The organism is Prosthecobacter sp. (assembly GCF_044226605.1).
In the GTDB taxonomy this organism is placed as follows: domain Bacteria; phylum Verrucomicrobiota; class Verrucomicrobiia; order Verrucomicrobiales; family Verrucomicrobiaceae; genus Prosthecobacter.
In genome coordinates, this window is record NZ_JBGAGS010000003.1 from 257,734 (window position 1) to 277,652 (window position 19,919).

Sequence of the window (19,919 nt, forward strand, 5' to 3'; positions counted from 1 at the left end):
TGTGGTTGCTTCAGGTGAGATCACTTTTTCATCATCGCCAGGTTTGCCTCGGCAAAGGCGCGGCCCATGAGCGCAAAGGTCTTCGCGCAGCCAAGGTAGTGATAGCCGGCATTGGATGCTCCGCGCTTCCACAGCGCCTCCTCTGCTGGAGAGATCAGCTTGGCCTCATACTCCTTCAAATACTCGCGCTTCTGTGCCTCGGTCATGTGACCGTCGGCATTGGCGTGGTCCTTGTTCTTCGAGTTTAACTGGAAACCCATCTGGCGCACTTGCGCCCGCTTTTCGTCGATGGCGCCGAGTTCGTCAGACCAAAACGGCGCGGTCTGCACCGCCACCACGTTGCCCTTGAACTCGGGGAGCAATGAGGGCGCCGTCATCGCCTCGCGGAAGGAAAGAATGTCCTGTTTGGCCTTCATTCCGTCAACGCCCAGGACGCCGATCACAAACGGCATCTTCGGTGCGTTCAGATCCTTGCGCACATCGCGGATGAACTTGGCCAGCAGATCGCTGTAAAACGCAAACCGACCGGGCTTGCCGCGATCAGGATAGGTGTGGCCATCCACCAGGTCGTTGAAGCCCTGCAGCCAGATGAAGCCCGCGATCTCATAGCCCTGTGCAGGATCGTAGGCCGGACACACGCGCTTCGGATCTGCGAGCACATGTTTCACGTGTTCGACCATGTAGCGATAGAAGCGGCCGGTTTCCTTTTTCTTTTCCTCGGTCCACTGGTTCATGTCCTTCGGCACGCCATGTCCCGGCGGGCCGTAGTAGAGCTTCTTCTGGTAGTCATTGAGTTCATACGGCCCCGCGCTCGGAGGGCGGAACTCGGTGTTCAGGCTTCGGCCGCCCCACGCGGTCTTGATGATCAGCACCGGCTCCTTCAGCGCGGCATCCATCGTGAGGCCAAAGGTGAACTCCGGCCCGATCTTGCCGTTCGACTTCGTCGCATCGTCTCGCGCACCGTAGCCAGCGGTGAGCTTGCCCGTGCCCTCTCCATTCGCGCTGCCGTCGTATTTGCCGGTGTAATAGGAGATCCAGGTGTGATCGCACACCGTAGGCTGGCCATCCGCACCGCGCATCTGCTTCAGCAGCGGAGCGGTGGCGGGATCATCGCCGATGTAATCAAACGTCTCGATCTTTGCGTGCCCCTCCATGTTAGACTGGCCGGCCATGATGAAGACCTTGAGCGGTTTCGCATGGAGCTGGGCTGTGAACAGCAGGAGTGGCAGCAGTTTGAGGGCGTGTTTCATGGTTTGGCGAGTTGGTGGATCGTTCCGTGGAGAATGCGGTCGTTGATTTTAAGCTCGTAGCATTGCGTGGGTGCGAGATCTGGAATGTCCAGCGTCACGCTGCGTCCGTCCGCGCTCTGATGCACGGCGCGGATGTTAAGCGTGTGTTCATCGTAGTGCTTTGAGCCGTAGTTCTTGCTGCGCTGAAGGTGCCAAACTTTGATCGCGCAGTCCTTGGCCTCGATGGGATCGCTGAAGGTCACAGTCATGCCGCCTTTGGTTGCATGCACCGCCAGCGGCACCTGCGCCGCTTTGCCCGTGCTGCGGACGCGATGGAAGCCGCCGGGTGCGGTAGCATTTCCAGCCCAGGCAAACATGCCGCAGGTGTAGAGCGCGCCGTCCGTGCCGAAGCGGCCACGCATGATGCCCGTGGCAAAGGCGGGCAGGGGAAGCTCGCACACCGCGCCCTGCCATTGCCCATTTACCTCCTCATGCGGCACCACAAAGATCCGCCCGGTGCCGTAGCTGAGATTCAGCAACGAGCCGCCAAGGCCGCCCCACGCATTTTTCGGCACCCATAGCAGTTCGGCGGGGCTACGGTCCTTTTCATTCGTGATCCACACCAGCGGCTGCTCCATTGCCGAGTCGGATTCATCGGTCACGCTCGTGTAGCCGTACATGTTGCCGTAGAAACCGCCAGCCTTCACGCGGTTGATGCGGTTCTTCGGTGTCCAGAAGCCTTCCTGGTCCGTCACAAAAAAGGTGCCATCGTCATTGAGGCACACGCCATTCGCCGCACGGAATCCGGTGGCCAGAATCTCGGTGCGTGCACCGTCCGCACTCACCTTCAGCAGCGTGCCGTGCTGCGGCACCACGCTGTCCAGCGCATGTCTGCCGGACTTGGCATAGTAGAAGTTGCCCGCCGCATCCGTCTGCAGGCCCATGGCAAATTCGTGGAAGTGCTCCGTCACCTGCGCGTCATCGTTGAAGCATTCGATGAAATCGGTCTCGCCATCGCCATTGAGATCCCGCAGCCGTGCGATCTGATCCCGGCAGGTGATGAAAAGCTCCTCGCCGCGAAACTTCACGCCCAGCGGCTGGAAGAGTCCTGCGGCGATCCTGCGCCACGTCAGTGCGGCCGGTGCCTTCTGCATCAAGCCATCCACACGCCACACATCTCCATTCCACAGGGCCACGATGGCTCCTTTGCCATCCGGCGTAAAATCAAATCCGCCCGGGCGCATCCAGCTCTGCCATGGGTTCTCGATCGGCAGCGGGAAATCATCCGCCGCAAAGGGGCCGTACTCCTTGCCCACCACGGAAGTCGTGGTGACTACCTGCGGCCATTGCGCGGGGCCTCCTTGAGTCAGGGCTTTGAGGTCAGGCGATACGGCAAAGGTTTTGGCCAGCGTGTCCAGAGAGCCTGCATCCACGCGTGAAATGAAGAGCTGTGCTTTCGCTCCCGAGGGCAGTTTGGCCACCCAGAAGCCGTCCGCCTTGATCAGGGTGCCATCGCCGCGAAGAAAGACGTTCACGCTTTCAGGAGCCACACGCAGCAGCAAAGGCTGCTTCGCCTCTCCCACGTTTACCGTGCGCACAAAGACTGGCGTTGTGCCGTAGTCCAGCCACGCGGGAGACTCCAGCACGCGCGTGCCGTAAATGTCCGCAGCCACCACCACTTTATTTTGATGCGTGTAAATCCCGGCAAACTTCAGCCCGGAATGCGGGCCGTATTTCTTCCCGTCCTTCGCCGTGGCGCGCTTGTCTTCAAAGCTATCCAGACTCCAGCCCGGGCCGTTCGGATTGATGAAATGGCGCTCACCCGTGAGGCCGGTGTGCGTGCCGTGGCTGCCATCAAAGGCGATGCCTTTCCAGTCCACGAAATCTCCGGTAGTCGCCGTGGCCACGCGCATGGTGTCGTGGTCGTAGATCATCCACGCACGGCCCTTGCTCACACCGCCGGGGCCATCATCCAAACGAATGGCGATGCCCTTCTGCGCGATGTTATTCGGTGCGACCTCCAGCGTCCAAAACAAGGCCGGGCCGAGGTCCATGCGCTTGTAGGGTGGCAGGGAGGTGTCCGGCTTCTCGGCCTCAGCATGCACGAGTCCTCGTGGCAGCATGGCCAGGTCGGCATCCTTTAACTGAGATGGATTGTGCGGACGCAGGAAGGTCTCGCGGATGTACTGAATGACCGCGTACTTTTGCGCGGTGGTGTATTGCGGCTGCGGCACCATCTGGCCAAAGCCCTTCGTCAGCGTCACGTACATCGAATACGGATCCGAGCCGTTCTTGAACTGGCCTTCCGCAAAGCGCAGCGCCGTGGGCAGGGAGCCGGGCTGCTCCTTGGTGCCATGACATACCACGCAGAGCGTCTTGTAGATGGCGGCGCCCTCCGCCAGCGTCTTCTCATTCCAACCGCTCACGAGTTCAGCGTGGTCGCTGCGCTCCAGCGCCTGCACCCAGCCGCTGCCGCCTTCCACCACGGGCTTGCCCGGGGACTTGGGCTGGTAGGTGAAGTCAGGCGTGTTGGCTCCGGCGGCGTCCGCTTTGAAGAGCAGCGCCATTTCCGCCTCCGGCAGCGCACGCTTCCACACGCGCACGGCGTGGATTTTTCCTTTGGCAAAATCTCCCCCGAAGTTTGGTGCGGCACGTCCCACTTTAAAGACATGCTCTCTCATATCGGGCCTGGTGAAGCCCGCCTTCTCCGCGATGGATTTGCCGTCCAGCCAGAGCTTTGCCAGTCCCTCGCGGGCGGTGAGCACGACGGTGTGCTTCTTGCCGTCGTTCACCTTCGGACCTCCGTTCATGGCACCCAGCCAGCCGATGTCATAGACGAGCTTTCCCTTTCGGATGAAGAGCGCCTTGGCATCGGGCGACCACTTGTCCTGCGCGGCGCATTTCGAAAACAAAGTGCCGTCACCATTCGACTCAAACACGCTCATCGCCGTGAAGTCCGCACCGAGATCGAGGTTCGCATCCGCGAATTCCTTCGCACCTGTTTGTGCCAGGGACGCTGCATCTTCAGGCCCGCGCACCAGCTTGCCATCGCTCCATACCCGGAGCACAGGAGCGCCATCCGCCGGATGCTCCACCGCGACATCGTGCGGGCCCTTGGCATCGAGCGAGAGGACCACGTCATCGCTCAGTCTCACCTTCGCAGCGCCATCCAGATGCAGGCGGTAATTCAGCGGCCAATCTGGTGCATCCAGCGGCAGGGCATCGCGCGGAATGGCGGCGAAGGTAGCCGACTGAAGGGCAAGGAAGAATAGCAGGCGGTGCATAAATGAGGCTACTTTTTGGCTTTGGCTTTTCGCTTGGGGGCTTCAGGTCGCGGATAGCGCACCACTTCGACATCGTTCTTCTGCAACCCGCCGGGAGTGCTGCGACCATCGGTGATGAGCTTTTCCAGCAGTGCTTTCATCTCGGCAACCTTCTCCGGCATCTCGGCGGCGAGGTTCTTCGTTTCACCAATGTCTTCCGCGAGATTGTAGAGCTGCGCGGGCTGAGATTGATCACCACCGCTGCCCCAGCCGCCGGACCCTGGTGCGGGAATGTATTTCCATGAGCCGCTGCGCACTCCCGGTATGCCACCAATGGAGGCGCTCACGGCGTTTTCACGGACGGGTTTGTCCACGCCTTTGAGGAGAGGCATCAGGCTGAAGCTGTCTTCACCGGCGTTGTCCGGCAGCTTCACGCCGAAGAGGTCTGCGAAGGTGCGGATGAAGTCGGCCTGATACACGAGCTGGCCGCACACGCTGCCTGGCTTGACCACGCCGGGCCAGCGCACCATGAACGGTACGCGGTGTCCGCCTTCCCATGCGTCCGCCTTGTAGCCGCGCAGCGGGCCGCTGGGATAGTGCCCCATTTGTTCAAGATCCTTCACTCCAATGTAGGGCGCGCAGCCGTTGTCCGCCGTGAAGATCACGAGCGTGTTCTCCGCCGCGCCGCTTTTTTCCAGCGCGTCAAGCATCCGGCCCACGACGGCATCTGTCTCCATGACAAAATCAGCAAAAAGATTGAGGTGGCTTTTGTCCTTCCACTCCGCGTTCACGGCCAGCGGCGTGTGCGGTGAGGTCAGTGGCAGGTACACCAGAAAGGGCTCTTTCTTCTGCACAGACTCGTCGATGAACCGGATTGTGCGGTCTCCCAGCGCTGGCAGAATGCCCTCAAGCTTCCATCCTTTGAGCGCAGGGCCCTGGTTGCTCGCTTGGTTTTTAACCATGGATTCACGCGGCAGAAACTCCGTGGGAATCCCGAGGGTGCGGTCGTTTTCAATGAAGCAAAACGGCGGCCAGTTTGGAATGTCGGTTCCAAAGTAAAGATCAAAGCCGCGAGTGCTTGGGCCGCCGGGAATAGGCTTTGAGAAGATGTCACGCCATGCGGCGATCTGCTGCTCGGTGGCCACCGCTCCAGCCGCCGCCTCCTTCTTGGTGTTCTTGCCCGCTTCATCGTCCGGCTGCTTTGAAGGCGAGAGCAAGGGGCGCTGTTCCTTCGTGACCGGCCAATCCCAGCCGAGATGCCATTTGCCGATGCATGCGGTGCGGTAGCCCTGCTGCTTCGCCAGCGTGCCGATGGTCATGCGATCCGGCGCGATGAGTGGTTCGCCAAACACGCCCACGATGCCTCTCTGCAATCGCGTCCGCCAGTGATAGCGCCCGGTGAGCAGGGTGTAGCGGGACGGCGAACACACGCCGGAGGAGGAGTGCCCGTCCGTGAAGCGCATGCCCTGTGCTGCCAGCTTGTCGATGTTCGGCGTGGGAATTTTCCCTCTCTCAGGATTGTTGCATCGTACATCCCCGAAGCCGAGATCATCGGCAAGAATAACGAGGATGTTGGGTTTGGCGTCGGCTGCGAACGTCGTGGCAAACGGCTGCAGCAGCAGGCTGGCAAGCAGGAGAGATTTCATGAGTGGATCAACGGTGATCAATGACGAAAGCTGGCCGGGAAAGCACCCCTTTCGAGAGCGCGCCATAGTGGTCCGAGCGCCAGAAGTTCTTCAAGTCTTCGGCGGTGATGAGTTGAATGCCGGGTGTGGCGACGGCGGGATTGCAGAGAATGTAGAGGTTCTCATCGGCCATGTAGCCGCAGACGTTGAGCGTATGGCCTGCGCTGCCGCCTGGATATTGGGGGCCGATGTATTTGAAATCCACGACCACGGGGCGTCCCGCATCGAGTTCAGATTTGAGCATGGTGGTTGCCTGCTCAAATCCGGCGTCGTCAGGCGTGTAGGTGACGAGCTTCCACTTCTGCCCAATCTTCGCCGAGGCATCCAGCAGATGTCCCCAGTCGGTGCCGGTGCCGAGGGGGGAAGGGCACAGGCGTTTGAAGTCCCAGCCACCGATCTCGCTGCCTTGAAAACGGGCAAAGATGGCACAAGCGGTGGAGCCGCAGTTGTTGTAGCCCTGCTGGATGTGCGGCATCTGAATGAAGGCAAACTTGCCCGGTTCATTCTTGCGCCCACGGTAGTTCATGAGCTTGAGCAGATCCGCACCTTGCTGCGCGGAGGAGAGGTCTGAGGGCTGTGAAGGATGGCCTGTGGCACCCGTGGGGTGCAGTTTTGCGGCCCTGGTCCAGCAGGCTTTGGCGGCTTCCATTTCACCGGCCTGAAAATGCATTTCGCCAAGCAGCACCAGACCGGAGGGATTGTTCAGTTCGGCGGCGCGCTCCGCCAGACGGCGGGCCTGTGCGGCATCCGCCTTGACGCCTTCGCCTGCGTGATAGGCCATCGCTGCGGCCGCGGCGGCTCGTCCATGGCCATGGTCTGCCGCCTTTTTCCACCACTCGAGCGCCTTCGCGCAATCCTGCTCGGTGCCTTGCGCTCCATAGTAGCACTGGCCGAGATTGAAAGCAGCCTGCGCAGATTCGTTTGCCGCCGATTTGAAATAAGCGAAGGCGATGGCGGGATTGCGCTTCACCACCGCGCCACGCAGGTAGGCAAAGCCGATGAAATCCATGGCATCGGCGTTGCCGGCATCCGCTGCACGATGCGCCCATGTCATCGCTTCCACATTGTCCTTCGGAGCGTCCTTGCCATCCCGAAGCCGAATGGCCAGCTCCAGCTGTGCTTTGGCGTCTCCCTCAGCGGCGTGGCTGCGCAGTGTTTCGAGTGGCGTTGATGCATCTGCGAGCAAAAGAGACGGGGACATGAACAATGCGGCCAGGATGGTGAAGGGGAGCTTGTGCATCAGCATGATCATGGAGCAGGGGAGGTTTGGGCGTCTTGAGTCTTCTGTGTTCAGGATCTGTCAAAAACGGCATAATGACGAAGCACGTGGAAGTCGTCTGGATGGCGGCCGTAATCTGTGGCATCTCCACGACGCATGAAAAAAGTCTCCTCAGCTTTCCCCGGCCTGCTTTCCGCCAACGGCGCACTGCTGGTGGACGCCCGTGTGGTGGAGCAGCTCGCGGATCTGATGCACGACACTGCCTTTTTCATCAAGGACGCCTCAGGCCGTTATCTCGTGGTGAATCAGTCGCTCGTGGAGCGGCACGGGCTCAGGCATAAATCGCAGATGCTCGGCAGACGCCCCTGTGAGGTCTGCCCCGGTGATTACGGACGCATCCCCACAGAGCAGGATGAGCAGGTGCTGCGCACGGGGCAGCCGATCGTGGAGCGTCTGGAGCTTTTCTGGCGCAAGCCGAACGTGCCTGTGTGGGGCCTTACCAGCAAGCTGCCCGTGCGCGATGCAAATGGCCGCGTGACGGGTCTCATTGGCATTTCCAAGGATCTCTCGGCACCGGTGAGTCTCGATGATGTTTCCCCTAAAGTAGCGCGGGTGTTGAGCCTCCTTGAAACTTCCTGTGGCGATCCGGTGAGTCCGTCATCGCTCGCGCGAAAGGCGGGCATGACTCCTGCGCGGTTTGCGCGCATCGTCAGGCGCATTCACGGCATCAGCCCCATGCAGCTCATCACCAAGACGCGCATCACCATCGGCAGCCGGCTGCTGGGTGAGACGGATGCGTCCATCGCTCAGATCGCGCTGGACTGCGGCTTTGCCGACCACAGCGCGTTTACACGGGCTTTCCGTGCGGTCACAGGCGAATCTCCCACCGAGCACCGGCGGCGTTCGCGGCAGGGATGAGTCATGCTCCCCAAAGCTTTTCCAGCAGCGCGTAGATCGCGGGATCGTGCTGCTTCAGTTCGTCCTTGGTGAAGGGGTAGAAATCATTGTGGCTGAAGAAGGCCTCCGAGCATTCGGCAAAGTACTCTTTCGCATTCGTCATCGCATAGGCTTTGGCGATGCGTTTGCGTCCTTCAGAATCCTGGCGCTGCACTTTGTCGTATTTGCCCGCAGCTTTTGCAGCCTGGAAGGCGGCTTCGATCTCCGCGTTTTCAAAGCCGAGCACACGGTCATGGTAGGCGTGGGCCAGTTCGTGAAGCGCGAAGTTCGGCATGCGCCGGGTCTCGGCTTCAAAGATGCGGACGTTGGTGAATTCAACGCCCTTCGCCATCACGGGATCGCGGCCGTTGTCCTTCAGCCAGCCTGCGCCGGGGTGATATTCAGCACGCGGGTGGGATTTTGGATACTCGGGATTAAAATACAGCGGCACTTTGCGAAGTTCCGTCACAGCCTTCGGCGGCACCACACGCACGATCTCCTGCAACTGCAGCGCAAGAAGCTTTAGCGCTTTCTCGGTGAGTTCCGCCTCCTTCTTCAAAAGCTCTCGGCTGATGCTCACGCTCCAGCCTTCGATGCTGCGGATCTCTCGCGCGCCAGTGGCGTTGGCATCGGCATCGCGTTTTTTGGCCTTCTCCTGGATCAACTCTCTTGCTGCCTGCAGCGGCGCGGGCCACGCGAAGGTGGGAGCCTTGGCGGGATCGTAGCCCGCCATGTGGCCTCTGAGCCGCGTGGGCGGCTTGGTGTAGTGCAGTTCTGTTTCGCCAAAAACTTCACGGCACAGCGCGGCGAGACCGGGATCATATTCGATGAGCTGTGTGCGCAGATGCACGTGGTTGTGGTCGTGGTCATTCACGCGGTTGTCGTCAAACCAGCTCTGCACGCCCTCGGCCCAGTATTCGCTGTGGTTCACGCTCGCATACTTTCCACGCCACAGGCCCGCCTTCATCGCCGCGTCGTAGGTGGCCTTCAGGCGTTTGTCGAAAGTGGGGTCCACATTCACCATGCCGCGCAGATGGATGGCGTGCGCAAATTCGTGAATGACGATGCACTCTTTTTCATAAGGATCTCCGGGGAAGCCCAGAACATTCTCCTCCGCGCAGGAGCAGAAGGGGTCTGTCTTGCTGCCGCCCAGGCCTCGGGCGCGCGTATCCCAGTAGTCTTTGCCAGACAGCTTCTCAAAGCCCTTCATCGGCTCGGCAGCCATGCTGGCAAACTCCGGCATGTCTGTGGTGAACTCATCATGCGCCATGATGATCATGCGCGCGCCGCTGTCGATCATTGCCTGACGCACATCCGGGCGATGTTGCAGCATGAGATCCAGCAGATACGCCACTTCCTTCAGCGCATACGGATTCGTCTTTGCGGTGGCGACAATGGGGAAACCATGGGCGCTTTCGCGCTGCGTGTAGATCGCGGGCACTCCATCCTTGGTTGCGGGATCGTAGCGGAAGCCTTGCACGGGGACTTTGCTCACCACCTCCGTCTCGCGTTTGCCATCCACGATCACAAAGCGATGCCCGAGTGTGGTGCCGATGATGTTGTCCTTTCCCGGTTCGATCTTGCCATTCGGCACACGCGCGCCTTCCGGGTTGATCCAAAACACTTCGATTGCATGCGGCGCTGCATTGATGATCTGCAGCTTGGGCCGGTCCAGCGCGAGGGCAGCGGAGGAAACGAGGAGCAGAGTGGCAAGGAGAGTTTTCATGCGAAGCGGTCGGGTGACATCAAATCGAGCGAGACAGGCGGCTTTTCGCCCGCGATCAGGTCGCTGACGATCTGCCCGGTGGCGGGAGCGAGGCTGAGGCCCATCATGGCGTGGCCGGTCGCCAGGGTGAGATTCTTCCACTTCTGCGTGCGGCCGATGTAGGGCATGCCATCCGGGGAGACCGGGCGCAGGCCGCTCCAGGGTTTCACTTCGGCGAAGTCATCTTCTTCAAACGCAGGGAAATAGGAGACAAAAGATCGCGTGATGCCGCGCACACGGCGCTGGGTGATGGATTCATCGATGCCTGCCATTTCCATGGTGCCGCCGACGCGCAGTGCACCATCCATGGGTGTGACGGCCAGACGGGCCTCGGTGCAGATGCTGCACAGTTCAGGCAGTTGCTTCGGCTGTGGCAGTGTGAGGCTGTAGCCTTTGCCTGCCTGCATCGGCAGTTTGAGCTGCAGGGACTTCGCCAGCTCTGCGGACCATACACCGCCGCACAGCACCACCTCATCGCCCTCCACCAGCCCCTTCGATGTCTGGATGCCACGCAGCGTTCCGTGCTCGGTGTCAAAACCCAACACTTCAGTCTCCCACAGGAACTCCGTGCCGAGTCGCTTCAGTTCAGTCTCCAGTGTGGCGATGAAGCGGCGGGGCGGAAGGTGGCAGTCTTTGGGGAAATACACGCTGCCACAGACATTCATGGTCACGCTGGGGTCGAGTGCATCGGTGGCTCTGGCATCCAGCACCTCGGCGGGGATGCCGAGTGCATTCGCCTGCGCGGCCATGTGCGCCTCTTCATCCAGGGTCTGCTGCTGCTTGCAGAGCATGAGGAGTCCTTTTTTCACCAGACCGAAATCGAGGCCGATTTCTTCAAAGCACTGGCGGCTCAGCAGGCTGAGGTCCCGTAGCACGGGGGCTGCGGCTGCGACGCGCTGCTTGGTGGCGGCTTTCCAGAAGTGCAGGCCCCAGGAGAGGAGATCGGCATCGAGGCGGGGCTTGATGTAGAAGGGCGATTCGGGATTCCACATCCATTTGAGGCCGAGCTTTACCATGCCTGGGGCGGCGAGGGGGATGAAGTGGCTGGGGACGATCATGCCTGCATTGCCGAAGGAGCAGCCGTCGCGCTGAGCGGCACTGCGCTCAATGATCGTGACCTGCATGCCGCGCCGGGCGCAGTAGAGCGCCGTGCTCAGGCCGATGACTCCGGCGCCGAGGATGGTGATGTGGGTGGGCATGGCGGGCTATACAGCGGGCCTGCGCGCGCATCTTGAACGAATCGTGGCTGAAGCGGGCCGAATTTCGACAAGCCGAAGGTTTTTCTATGGGAAAGAGGGCATGCGGCGTTGTTCATGAACCCAACCATGATTCGTCTCATTCTCCCTCTGCTGTGTCTCGCCACCTTTGCCGCCGCTCAGCTCAAAGAACTGCTGCCGGGTGAGCCGACGCGGGAGGATCTGGTCCGCGCGAAAGGGATGCTGGAGAAATGGGAAAATGAGGCGCCGGAGAAAGCACGGCGGGTTATGCGCATCTGCTACTGGAGTCCGTCGGACCGCGAACCGCAGCCGGACTATCGGGCGCGGCTGACGCGGGTGCTGAAACATGTGCAGGAGTTTTATCGGCGCGAGATGGAGAGCTGGGGTTTCCCGGAACGGACGATTCAGCTGGAGTTGGAAGCGGATGGCCTGCTGAAGCTGCACATGGTGCAGGGACGGCTGAAGTCTGAGGAATGCAGCGAGGCAGATCAGAAGGACGGGCGAGAGATCAAGCAGGACTGCCTGAAGGTGCTGAGTGAAGCGGGCATCGACGGGGAGAAGGAGACGATGGTGATCTTTTGCAATCTGGCGGACTGGGATGCAGAGACGCGCACGATGGGACACCACAGCCCCTACTATGCGAGTGGCGACAGTGCCCATGGCACAGCATGGCAAGTGGACTCGCCGCTGCTGGATGCGGACTCGCTCGCGGTGAAGGATCAGATGATTCAGGACAGGCAGTATGGGAAAATCTCGCTGGGAAAGTACAACAGCATCTTCATCGGCGGCGTGTGTCATGAGATCGGGCATGCGCTGGGGCTGCCGCATTGCAAGGAGTGCGTGGCGGCGCGGAAGCTGCGTGGCACGGCGCTGATGGGGAGTGGCAACCGCACCTATGGCGATGAGTTGAGAGGGGACGGTCAGGGTTCATTGCTTTCTCTGCCGCATGCGCTGAAGCTGGCGGCGCATCCGCAGTTTTCGGGCTCCGTGAAACAGATCGGGACCAAGGCGAAAGCGACGTTCGCTGGATGGAAACTTGAGCCGGGTGCGGAGGGGCTGGCGGTGAGTGGGAGCGTGCAGGCCAATCTGCCGGTGCATGCCGTGCTGGCGTATGCGGACCCTGCGGGAGGAGGTGATTATGACAGCCAGATCGCCGTGGCCGTGCCGGGAGAAGGCGGGCGTTTTGCGCTGCTGCTGCCGCGTTCTGAAAAGAAGGACACAAGTGTGAGCCTGCACTTTGTGGCGGTGTGCGTGAACGGTGCGGCAACGGCGAGCGTGTGGTCCGATCAGGCCCTGACGATGAACGGGCGCATCACGGCGGATTCGGCGTATGACGTGAGCAAGGCGGCGCAGAAGATCGAGTTTGATGCGCAGTGGCCTGCTTTCCGTGCGGGAAAGATTTCGGAGCAAGAGATGGCAAAGCTGAGTCCGGCAGTGCAGGGGATTCTGAAACGACTGAGCACGGCGGACAGCGCCAAGGGCAAGACCCCGCCTGCGGAGGCGAAGGTGAATGAGATGGCGCTATCTGATGCAGCGCCGCTGCATGCGGAGACGGGCTGGGCGGGCGTGCACTATGACCGCACTCCGGAAGGAGAGCCTTTGCTGGGGCCGGAGGGATTGTTTGAGCATGGGCTGTATGCGCATGCGAATTCGCTGTTTGAATACGAGCTCGGCGGACGCTGGGAGATCCTGAGCGGCAGCGTTTGCGAATTGCAGGGCGGGCTCGGAAAAATCGAAGCCACGGTTTTAGGCGATGGCCGCGAGCTGTGGAAATCAAGTGTGCTGAAGGCGGGTGATCTGGCGGCTTTTCATGTGGAGGTCAAAGGGGTGAAGAAGCTCACCCTGCGCATTGAAGGGAAGGATAGCATCAATGGGGCTTGGGGCGCGTGGGGAGAGCCGGTGCTGAGGCGCGAAAAGTGATGCGGGGGGCTCCTGCTTGCGAGGGAGATGACGGAGGCGCTGGATAAGCGGCAGAAAAGGGGGGAGATCTCGGATGATGGTGTGGAGAGACGTGGGGCCGTTTCGCGGTGGGGACGGTGGGACGTTCGAAAGCGGCGATAAATCGCCGCACTCCGGGGACGCTGGCGCGTAGATCAGGGGCGCAGGTGTTTCACGAGGAACTCCATGCGGAGGCGGGAGCCGTAGGGCGTCTCTGCTGCTCCGTGGCCGGTGCCGGTGATTGGCATGAAGTCGAAGGTCTTGCCGGCTTTTTGCAGAGCGCCGACGACCTGGGTGGTGGTGGCGGGATCGACGTTGGTGTCGAGTTCGCCGACGATGAGGAGCAGGCGGCCTTCGAGTTTGTGGGCGTCGTCTTTGTTGGAGCTGCGGGCGTAGCTTTCGTCCACGGGCCAGCCCATCCACTGCTCGTTCCACCAGATTTTGTCCATGCGGTTGTCATGGCAGCCGCAGTCGGCGACGGCGACTTGGTAGAAGTCGTGGTGATCGAGCAGCGCACGCATGGCGTTCTGGCCACCGGCGCTGCCGCCGTAGATGCCGACGCGGGTGAGGTCCATCCAGGGGCGGGTTTTGGCGGCGGTTTTGATCCAGAGTTTGCGGTCGGGGAATCCGGCGTCCTTGATGTTTTTCCAGCACACATCGTGGAAAGCTTTGCCGCGATGGTTGGTGCCCATGCCATCCATCTTGACGATGATGAAGCCGAGTTCGGCGATCTGATGCAGGCGGAGCTGGCGGTCAAAATCCTTGGGAGCAAAGGAGCCGTGCGGTCCGGCATAGATGTCTTCGACGACCGGGTATTTCCTGGCGGGATCGAAGTGCGAGGGCTTGATGAGGATGCCGTGGATGTCGGTCTTTCCATCGCGGCCTTTGGCGACGAAGCGCTCCGGCATCGTCCAGCCGGCGGCGAGGAGGGCGGAGGCATCGGCTTTTTCCAATTCGCAGACGAGGCTGCCGTCGCTGCTGTGGCGGAGTTCGTTTACGGGTGGGAGATCGGCGCGGGAGTAGGTGTCGACGAAGGTTTCGCGATTGGGCGAGAACTCGATGTGGTGATTGCCATCGCCCTGCGTGAGCTGCTGGAAGCCGCTTCCGTCAAACTTCACGCGGCAGAGGTGGAGGTGATAGGGGTCTTCTTCTTTGCGCAGGCCGCTGGCGAGGAAGGTGATTTCATGAGCAGCCTCGTCAACATGCAGCACTTTGCGCACGGGCCATGTGCCCTTGGTGATCTGGTTTTTGAGCTGGCCGGTTTTGCTGTCGTAAAGGTAGAGGTGGCACCAGCCGTCGCGTTCGCTCATCCAGAGGAGTTCGCCGGTTTTGTCCAGCCAGTGACGCCAGGTTTTCTGCGTGTAGTCGATGAAGGTCTTCGAGGTTTCTTCGACGGCAGCGCGCACGGAATGCGTCCTGGTATTGACGGCGATGATGCGGTAGCGCTGGTGGCCGCGCTCATTGTAGTCGAAGAAGAATTCGCTGCCGTCGGCGGACCAGCGGAAGTTGAGGTCTTCGGCTTCGGTGAAGGGATTGGGGAAAAGATCAGAGGAAATGCGAGTCCATTCGCAGCCGCTGTCAGTCAGTGTGAAGAGGACGGGGAAGGGTTTGGGAAGGGGATCGCCGGGTTTTGCGTAGTTGCGTTCGATGAGCTTGGGCTGCACCTGGCCCTTGGGAGTGGAATCGACGATGGTGATCTTGCGCACGGGGACGTGGACGCAACTGCTGACGACGAAGGACTTGGAGTCGGGAGACCACGAGATCGGGCTGGTGAATGGAGACTGGGCGGCGGTCTCGATTTTCAGGCGCAGGGTTTTATCGGCGGTGCGATCATGCAGCAGGACGAATTCCTTCTCGATCATGGCCGACCATTTGCCGTCGGGAGATCTGGCACCGCGCTCCTTCTTTTCGGGCGCTGGCTTGGCCGGGGAAATGCCTTTGCCATCGATGATCAAAGTCTGCGGCACGGCTGCGCCTTCGATGATGGCGAGATGCTCGCCGGTGGCGCTGGTGATGAGCCAGACGTGGCCTTCAAAGGTGTGCTGCTCGCGCTCACTGCCGGCACGAATGCGGCCGTAGCCCACGTGCTCGCCCTGCTGGTTGATCCAGAAGAGATCGACGTCGGAGTCGAGCTGGTTGATGAATTTGAGGCCGGACTCTCCGCCTGTGCGTGAGGTTTTGCGGAGTTCGATTTTGGCGGTGGAGGATTTGAGCGCCTCCTGCTCGGGAAGTCCAAGCGCCTTGAGCGTGGGCGCGGATTTGCGCTGACCGGTTGTGGCGTCGATGAGGACGTACTCGTGGGTCTTGGGGCCGGTCTGGACGCGATACCAGAATGACTTGCCACCGGGCAGCCAGTTTGCTTTGAGGTGATCGCGAAAGACGAGGTTCTCGGTGCGCTTGGGAAAGGCGAGAGCTTCATCAATGCTGGCGGCGGCAGCCCGAAGGCCGAACGAAAGACAGCAGAGGAGCAGGGCGTGGCCGGGGGAGAATTTCATGCGTCAAAAAGCGTGCATGAAACACCGCGCGCAGCGGGTTTCTTGACGGCTTTTGCGGCATGTGGCTGGTATTTCAGCCAAAGCCTCAGGCTGTCGTAACAGGAGCGCTGAAGAGCGAAGGCGGCATGAGGCCGCTCGCTTCCAGGGCTTTGGCAAATCCGGCGTAGCTGAGCGTGCCTGCGGCGATGTCCGCCAGGGCGGGGCCGTAGGTGCTGGCGGCCATGCGTGCCATGCCAATGACGTCCATGAGAACGGCGCGGGGAATGGCGTCCACATCTTCAATGGCCACGCAGGCCTGGAGGTAGCAGGCGCCGTCCGGCTCCATGACGCCGAGAGAGCAGAGCGGAAGAATGCGGCTCACGAGCTGGGTAGCGCGCATGACTTCAGTGACCCTGTCATCCGGAATGTGGAAGGGGAAAATGAGGGAGGCATGCAGCAGCCAGGCGGTGAGAGGAGCCATCCCTTCTTTGGCTTGCGGGATGATGTCATTGAGCGGGATGAGGCGGAGGGGCACCACCTTGCCGTTCATGACGGCGGCGGTGACGAGCAGCATCTCGCCGGTGTCTTCATTGGGCGGCAGATAGGCCACGGGGATCTGGTGTTCGGCCAGGATCTGGGAGAGAAAATGGAGACGTGTGATGTGAGGGGTGGCGGAGTCCATGGTGAGAAAGAATTTATTTCAGGCCGGTGTGTCTTTGGAGGGTCCTCTGACCGATGGAACGGGTGTTGGTGCTGGCGAGTGCGTTCACGGTCTGGGTGATCTTGCGGTCGTCCATGCCGAGCTTGCGCATGGCATTGATGGCCGGGGTGTTTGCCGGGAGGTCGGCCTCCACAATGTTCACGGCGCGGCCGTTGCCGATCATGCCGGCACCACGGGCGGTGGCGCCGCCGATGGCTCGTTTGACGAAGGCCCCCTGACACTCGTTGAGGGCGGCTTTGGCTATGGTCTCGGCAGCCATCTTGGGATCGCGCTGGATCACGACGCAGGCGGCAAATTTGGCGACCTGGCTGGCGTCGTTGAGCTGAGAGGCGATGACCTTTGGATCCACATCAAGGCCTTCGAGAGTGGTCTTGAGGCCCTGCTTCATGCCATCGAGCGCTTCGAAGTGCTTGGGGGTGAGCTTGTCCTGCAGTGCCTGGCGGGCGGCGGGGTCTTCGGTGGCGACCATCTGCATCATGATGTCCTGCGTTTCCAAGGCGAGCTTTGCCTGGGCCACATCCTGCTTTTGAACGTGCTCTTGATAGGCCTTGTACCCTTCAATGCCAGCCTGCGCGCCGAGAGCCGCAATACCGCCCGCGGCAGCAATGCCGCCACCCACGCCTGAGAGGATGAGGCCCGGTGCGGCGCCCGCGCCATAACCGGCGGCACCTGCGACAGAAAGCAAGGCTCCCGTGCCCATGGTGGTGACTCCCACGCCGGCAACAACGATGCCAGCATTGCGGACCACTTTGAGTTTTTCGATGTTCTTTCCCTGGCGTGCGCTTTCCTCCACACAATTCATGGCAAAGGCCATCTGCACCGCCTCGTCGGGGTCTGCTGCATCCGGGGCCATGGCCATGGCTTCTTTGGCTGCGACACCGGCTGCGGCCTGGAGTTTGGAAAGCTCGTGGTGCTCGTAAGCCGCCGCCGCCATGCCTGCGGTCCCGCCTGCCACCATCATGGCGCCGCCGACGATGGCGGCACCGGCCGAGGCGGCCCCGAGCGCGGTGGTGGCAATGGCACTGGACACTCCCGCGGCAGTGAGGACCGTGGAAGCGCCGCTGAGGAGATTGCCGCCGACGCCCACGCCTGCCTTGGTGGCGGCCATCATGTCGCGCACGGTTCGCATGCCGGTCTCGCCGAGGCGGTTGTCGAGGTTGTGCTTGGCCTCGAGCTTGCGGAATTCGGCATTGCTGATGCGCGGGTGGGAGTTCACGGCATCGACGACCATGTCGAGCTGTCTGGCACCTTCATTTATCTGTGCAATCTGAGTCTCCAGGCCCTGCTTGCGGGTGCCGATGGCCTGGGCGCGTTCTTCCGCGTTCATGGAAAGGAGTTGCGCGTCATCCGGACTCAGGCCGTCGGGCAGCTTCATATTCGGGTCGGCGGCGAGCTGCTCCCCGAGCGCGGCGATCTCATCGAGGTGGGCGACCTTCTGCTGCGCATCGCTGAGCGCGGCCTGCTGGAGCTTGAGCATGCCATTGGCATAGGAGCGCATGCCCAGAAGCTGCTGGATCTCGGGATCGCGTTTGGCCGCCTTGTAGTTGAGCTCCGCCTTGGCCTTTTTGGCGAGCTCAGCACCATCCATGACGACGTCCTTGCCGGCTTTGATAAGTTCCACGCTCTCAAGAAAGGTGCCCACGGCCAGACTGCCTGCCGCAGGGGCTGCCTGGCTGGTGGTGTCTGCCAGTGTGCCGGCGATCGTCCCGGCATTCGATGCGATCTCCTGAAGAATCTCTATTCCTGCCTGGACGTTTCTAGATGTGGGCATGGGGGAAATGTAAAATGATTTACACCCATTAGACCAACGGCCGCAGGGTGTGACATCATGAAGCTGTTTTTTCCGGCTTAATCCCGTGGCGAAAGCCGCTGCGCGTTTCCGCCGCGAACGTCAGAGACGGAAAGAGGATTCGCGCGGAATGGGCGGCGGGTCAGCCCTTGGTGTTTTCCGGGCGGGGGGCACGCTCCAGCCATGCATGAGGGAACTTCGGGCGCGGAATAGTGTTCCACAACTGGCCGCTTAGATCGGAGAGAAGCGCACGGCGATCAGACTTAAGGGCAAGGTTTTCATTCTCCGCCGGATCGGTGCTGTGGTCATAGAGCTCTTGTGCCACGATGTCGCCGCTGGTGGCGTCGAGCCACTCGATGTAACGATGTGTTTCGGTGCGGATGGCGTAGCCCATGTGGCGGCGGCCCTCATGGGTGCGCTCAAACTGGCTGATGGCGGCGTCTTTGACCTTGGTGGCGGAGTTTGTGAGCAGAGGCAGGAGGCTCCGGCCTTCGAGCTGCGAAGGGACGGGCAGCCCGGCAAGCTCGCAAAGCGTGGGGTAAACATCCACAAACTCGACCAGGGCCGCGCACTTGCTGCCATTGGCCTTGGCGCCAGGGGCGCGAATCATGAGGGGAGAGCGGGTGTCGATCTCGTAGTTGGTCTGTTTGCACCAGCCGCCATGCTCGCCGAGCTTCCAGCCGTGATCGCTCCAGAGCACGACAACGGTGTTTTCAGCGAGTGACAGCTCTTTGAGCGCCGCAAGCAGGCGGCCCACCTGGGTGTCGATGAATGAAACGGAGGCGTAATAGCCATGCCTCAGCTCGCGCTGCTGCGGCTCGGTGAGCGGGCTGACAAAGGGGGAGGGAGCATTCGCGTAGTCCAGGTAGTCCCGCAGCTCGTAGAAGCCGCCCATGGAGCGGTCGCCAAACGCCACAGCGGGGGCGCCGCGTGGCATGAAGCCATTGTCCGCGAGCGGGAGTTTTGCACGGTCATAAAGATCCCAGTACTTCCTGGGTGTGATGAAGGGCAGATGCGGGCGGATGTAGCCGACAGCGAGGAAGAAGGGCGCAGAGCCGTCGGAGAGTTCGCGCATTTTTGCAATGGCATCCGTGGTCTGCCTGCCATCCGGGTTCTTTTCATCTGGCTGCTCCTGCATTTCAGTGGCCGGGCCGCGCATGCGCGTGATGGCGGCCTGAGATTTGCCTGCGGCTTTCATCTCCGCCTTGTAGTCGGCGAGGCGCTGCTGGTTTTCGGGCGAGTATTGAACGGTCCCTTCCGTGTGATGAGTCGGTTCATCCCACGAAACTTCATCGGGCAGGCTGTTGTGAAAAATCTTCCCGTAGGCGACTGCGCGGTAGCCATGCCTGCGGAAGTGCTGCGGAATGGTCACGGCATCGGGGAGCTGCTGGCGGAAGTCGGTTTTGAGATCCCACACGTGGGTCGTGTCCGGCCGCAGCCCAGTCATGATCGAAGCGCGGGAGGGATTGCACACGGCCTGCTGGCAGTAGGCACGCTCAAACAGCACGCCTGAGGCGGCGAGACGGTCGAGATTTGGCGACAGCACGTGGCCTGCGCCGTAGCATCCCAGCTCACAGCGCATGTCATCCACGGCAATGAAGAGTACATTGGGCTGCGCTGCTGCGGCGTGGGCTGAAACAATCGTGAGGAAGAGCAGGAGATGTTTCATGAGGTGAAGGATCC

At 61.2% G+C, this 19,919-nt stretch carries 12 protein-coding genes; 2 read left to right on the forward strand and 10 right to left on the reverse strand.

Annotated elements, in window-relative coordinates:
* Positions 1–20: 20 nt before the first annotated feature.
* The 4 genes from ACILSO_RS05545 to ACILSO_RS05560 are packed head-to-tail and all read right to left on the reverse strand — an operon-like array spanning position 21 to position 7,429.
* Positions 21–1,250 carry a sialate O-acetylesterase gene (locus ACILSO_RS05545; protein ID WP_395736378.1) on the reverse strand — a complete coding sequence of 410 codons (1,230 nt, stop codon included), beginning with the start codon at positions 1,248–1,250 and terminating at the stop codon, positions 21–23.
* Entirely contained in the window at positions 1,247–4,513 is a 3,267-nt protein-coding gene (locus tag ACILSO_RS05550) for a DUF6797 domain-containing protein (protein WP_395736379.1), read from the reverse strand. The genes ACILSO_RS05545 and ACILSO_RS05550 overlap by 4 nt, the downstream gene beginning before the upstream one ends.
* A gap of 8 nt (positions 4,514–4,521) precedes the next feature.
* On the reverse strand, positions 4,522–6,138 hold the full coding sequence (locus ACILSO_RS05555; RefSeq protein WP_395736380.1) for an arylsulfatase: 1,617 nt from the start codon (positions 6,136–6,138) through the stop codon (positions 4,522–4,524).
* A gap of 7 nt (positions 6,139–6,145) precedes the next feature.
* On the reverse strand, positions 6,146–7,429 hold the full coding sequence (locus ACILSO_RS05560; RefSeq protein WP_395736381.1) for a C39 family peptidase: 1,284 nt from the start codon (positions 7,427–7,429) through the stop codon (positions 6,146–6,148).
* Positions 7,430–7,552: 123 nt separating this feature from the next.
* Here ACILSO_RS05560 and ACILSO_RS05565 point away from each other — a divergent pair, with 123 nt between their 5' ends.
* Complete coding sequence (locus tag ACILSO_RS05565; RefSeq protein WP_395736382.1) at positions 7,553–8,314, forward strand: helix-turn-helix domain-containing protein; 762 nt, start codon at positions 7,553–7,555, stop codon at positions 8,312–8,314.
* A 1-nt stretch (position 8,315) separates the two neighbouring features.
* Here the strand turns inward: ACILSO_RS05565 and ACILSO_RS05570 are convergent, their stop codons facing one another.
* Both ACILSO_RS05570 and ACILSO_RS05575 read right to left on the reverse strand, forming a co-directional pair.
* Positions 8,316–10,058, reverse strand: a complete 1,743-nt coding sequence (locus ACILSO_RS05570; protein ID WP_395736383.1) for a hypothetical protein — start codon at positions 10,056–10,058, stop codon at positions 8,316–8,318.
* A complete protein-coding gene (locus tag ACILSO_RS05575; RefSeq protein ID WP_395736384.1) occupies positions 10,055–11,296 on the reverse strand; it encodes an NAD(P)/FAD-dependent oxidoreductase in 1,242 nt (413 codons plus the stop codon). The genes ACILSO_RS05570 and ACILSO_RS05575 overlap by 4 nt, the downstream gene beginning before the upstream one ends.
* Positions 11,297–11,422: 126 nt before the next feature.
* On the opposite strand from ACILSO_RS05575, the gene ACILSO_RS05580 reads away from it, so the two are divergent.
* Positions 11,423–13,234 (forward strand): NPCBM/NEW2 domain-containing protein, encoded by a 1,812-nt coding sequence (locus ACILSO_RS05580; protein ID WP_395736385.1) that lies wholly within the window; start codon positions 11,423–11,425, stop codon positions 13,232–13,234.
* Positions 13,235–13,407: 173 nt separating this feature from the next.
* Here the strand turns inward: ACILSO_RS05580 and ACILSO_RS05585 are convergent, their stop codons facing one another.
* The 4 genes from ACILSO_RS05585 to ACILSO_RS05600 all read right to left on the reverse strand — a co-directional run bounded on the left by ACILSO_RS05585 (position 13,408) and on the right by ACILSO_RS05600 (position 19,905).
* A complete protein-coding gene (locus ACILSO_RS05585; RefSeq protein ID WP_395736386.1) occupies positions 13,408–15,747 on the reverse strand; it encodes a prolyl oligopeptidase family serine peptidase in 2,340 nt (779 codons plus the stop codon).
* 85 nt (positions 15,748–15,832) lie between these two features.
* The gene (locus tag ACILSO_RS05590) at positions 15,833–16,408 is read right to left on the reverse strand and encodes a hypothetical protein (RefSeq protein WP_395736387.1); all 576 of its coding nucleotides are present in this window, start codon (positions 16,406–16,408) and stop codon (positions 15,833–15,835) included.
* Between the two features lie 13 nt (positions 16,409–16,421).
* On the reverse strand, positions 16,422–18,218 hold the full coding sequence (locus tag ACILSO_RS05595) for a hypothetical protein (protein ID WP_395736388.1): 1,797 nt from the start codon (positions 18,216–18,218) through the stop codon (positions 16,422–16,424).
* Between the two features lie 160 nt (positions 18,219–18,378).
* A complete protein-coding gene (locus ACILSO_RS05600) occupies positions 18,379–19,905 on the reverse strand; it encodes a sulfatase (RefSeq protein ID WP_395736389.1) in 1,527 nt (508 codons plus the stop codon).
* Positions 19,906–19,919: the final 14 nt, after the last annotated feature.

Excerpts from the sequence above, each read along its gene's own strand:
- ACILSO_RS05575 (WP_395736384.1), bottom strand. The coding sequence starts at position 11,296 with ATGCCCACCCACATCACCATCCTCGGCGCCGGAGTCATCGGCCTGAGC.
- ACILSO_RS05595 (WP_395736388.1), bottom strand. The coding sequence starts at position 18,218 with ATGCCCACATCTAGAAACGTCCAGGCAGGAATAGAGATTCTTCAGGAG.
- ACILSO_RS05570 (WP_395736383.1), bottom strand. The coding sequence starts at position 10,058 with ATGAAAACTCTCCTTGCCACTCTGCTCCTCGTTTCCTCCGCTGCCCTC.
- ACILSO_RS05550 (WP_395736379.1), bottom strand. The coding sequence starts at position 4,513 with ATGCACCGCCTGCTATTCTTCCTTGCCCTTCAGTCGGCTACCTTCGCC.
- ACILSO_RS05560 (WP_395736381.1), bottom strand. The coding sequence starts at position 7,429 with ATGATCATGCTGATGCACAAGCTCCCCTTCACCATCCTGGCCGCATTG.
- ACILSO_RS05545 (WP_395736378.1), bottom strand. The coding sequence starts at position 1,250 with ATGAAACACGCCCTCAAACTGCTGCCACTCCTGCTGTTCACAGCCCAG.
- ACILSO_RS05555 (WP_395736380.1), bottom strand. The coding sequence starts at position 6,138 with ATGAAATCTCTCCTGCTTGCCAGCCTGCTGCTGCAGCCGTTTGCCACG.
- ACILSO_RS05590 (WP_395736387.1), bottom strand. The coding sequence starts at position 16,408 with ATGGACTCCGCCACCCCTCACATCACACGTCTCCATTTTCTCTCCCAG.
- ACILSO_RS05585 (WP_395736386.1), bottom strand. The coding sequence starts at position 15,747 with ATGAAATTCTCCCCCGGCCACGCCCTGCTCCTCTGCTGTCTTTCGTTC.
- ACILSO_RS05580 (WP_395736385.1), top strand. The coding sequence starts at position 11,423 with ATGATTCGTCTCATTCTCCCTCTGCTGTGTCTCGCCACCTTTGCCGCC.
- ACILSO_RS05565 (WP_395736382.1), top strand. The coding sequence starts at position 7,553 with ATGAAAAAAGTCTCCTCAGCTTTCCCCGGCCTGCTTTCCGCCAACGGC.
- ACILSO_RS05600 (WP_395736389.1), bottom strand. The coding sequence starts at position 19,905 with ATGAAACATCTCCTGCTCTTCCTCACGATTGTTTCAGCCCACGCCGCA.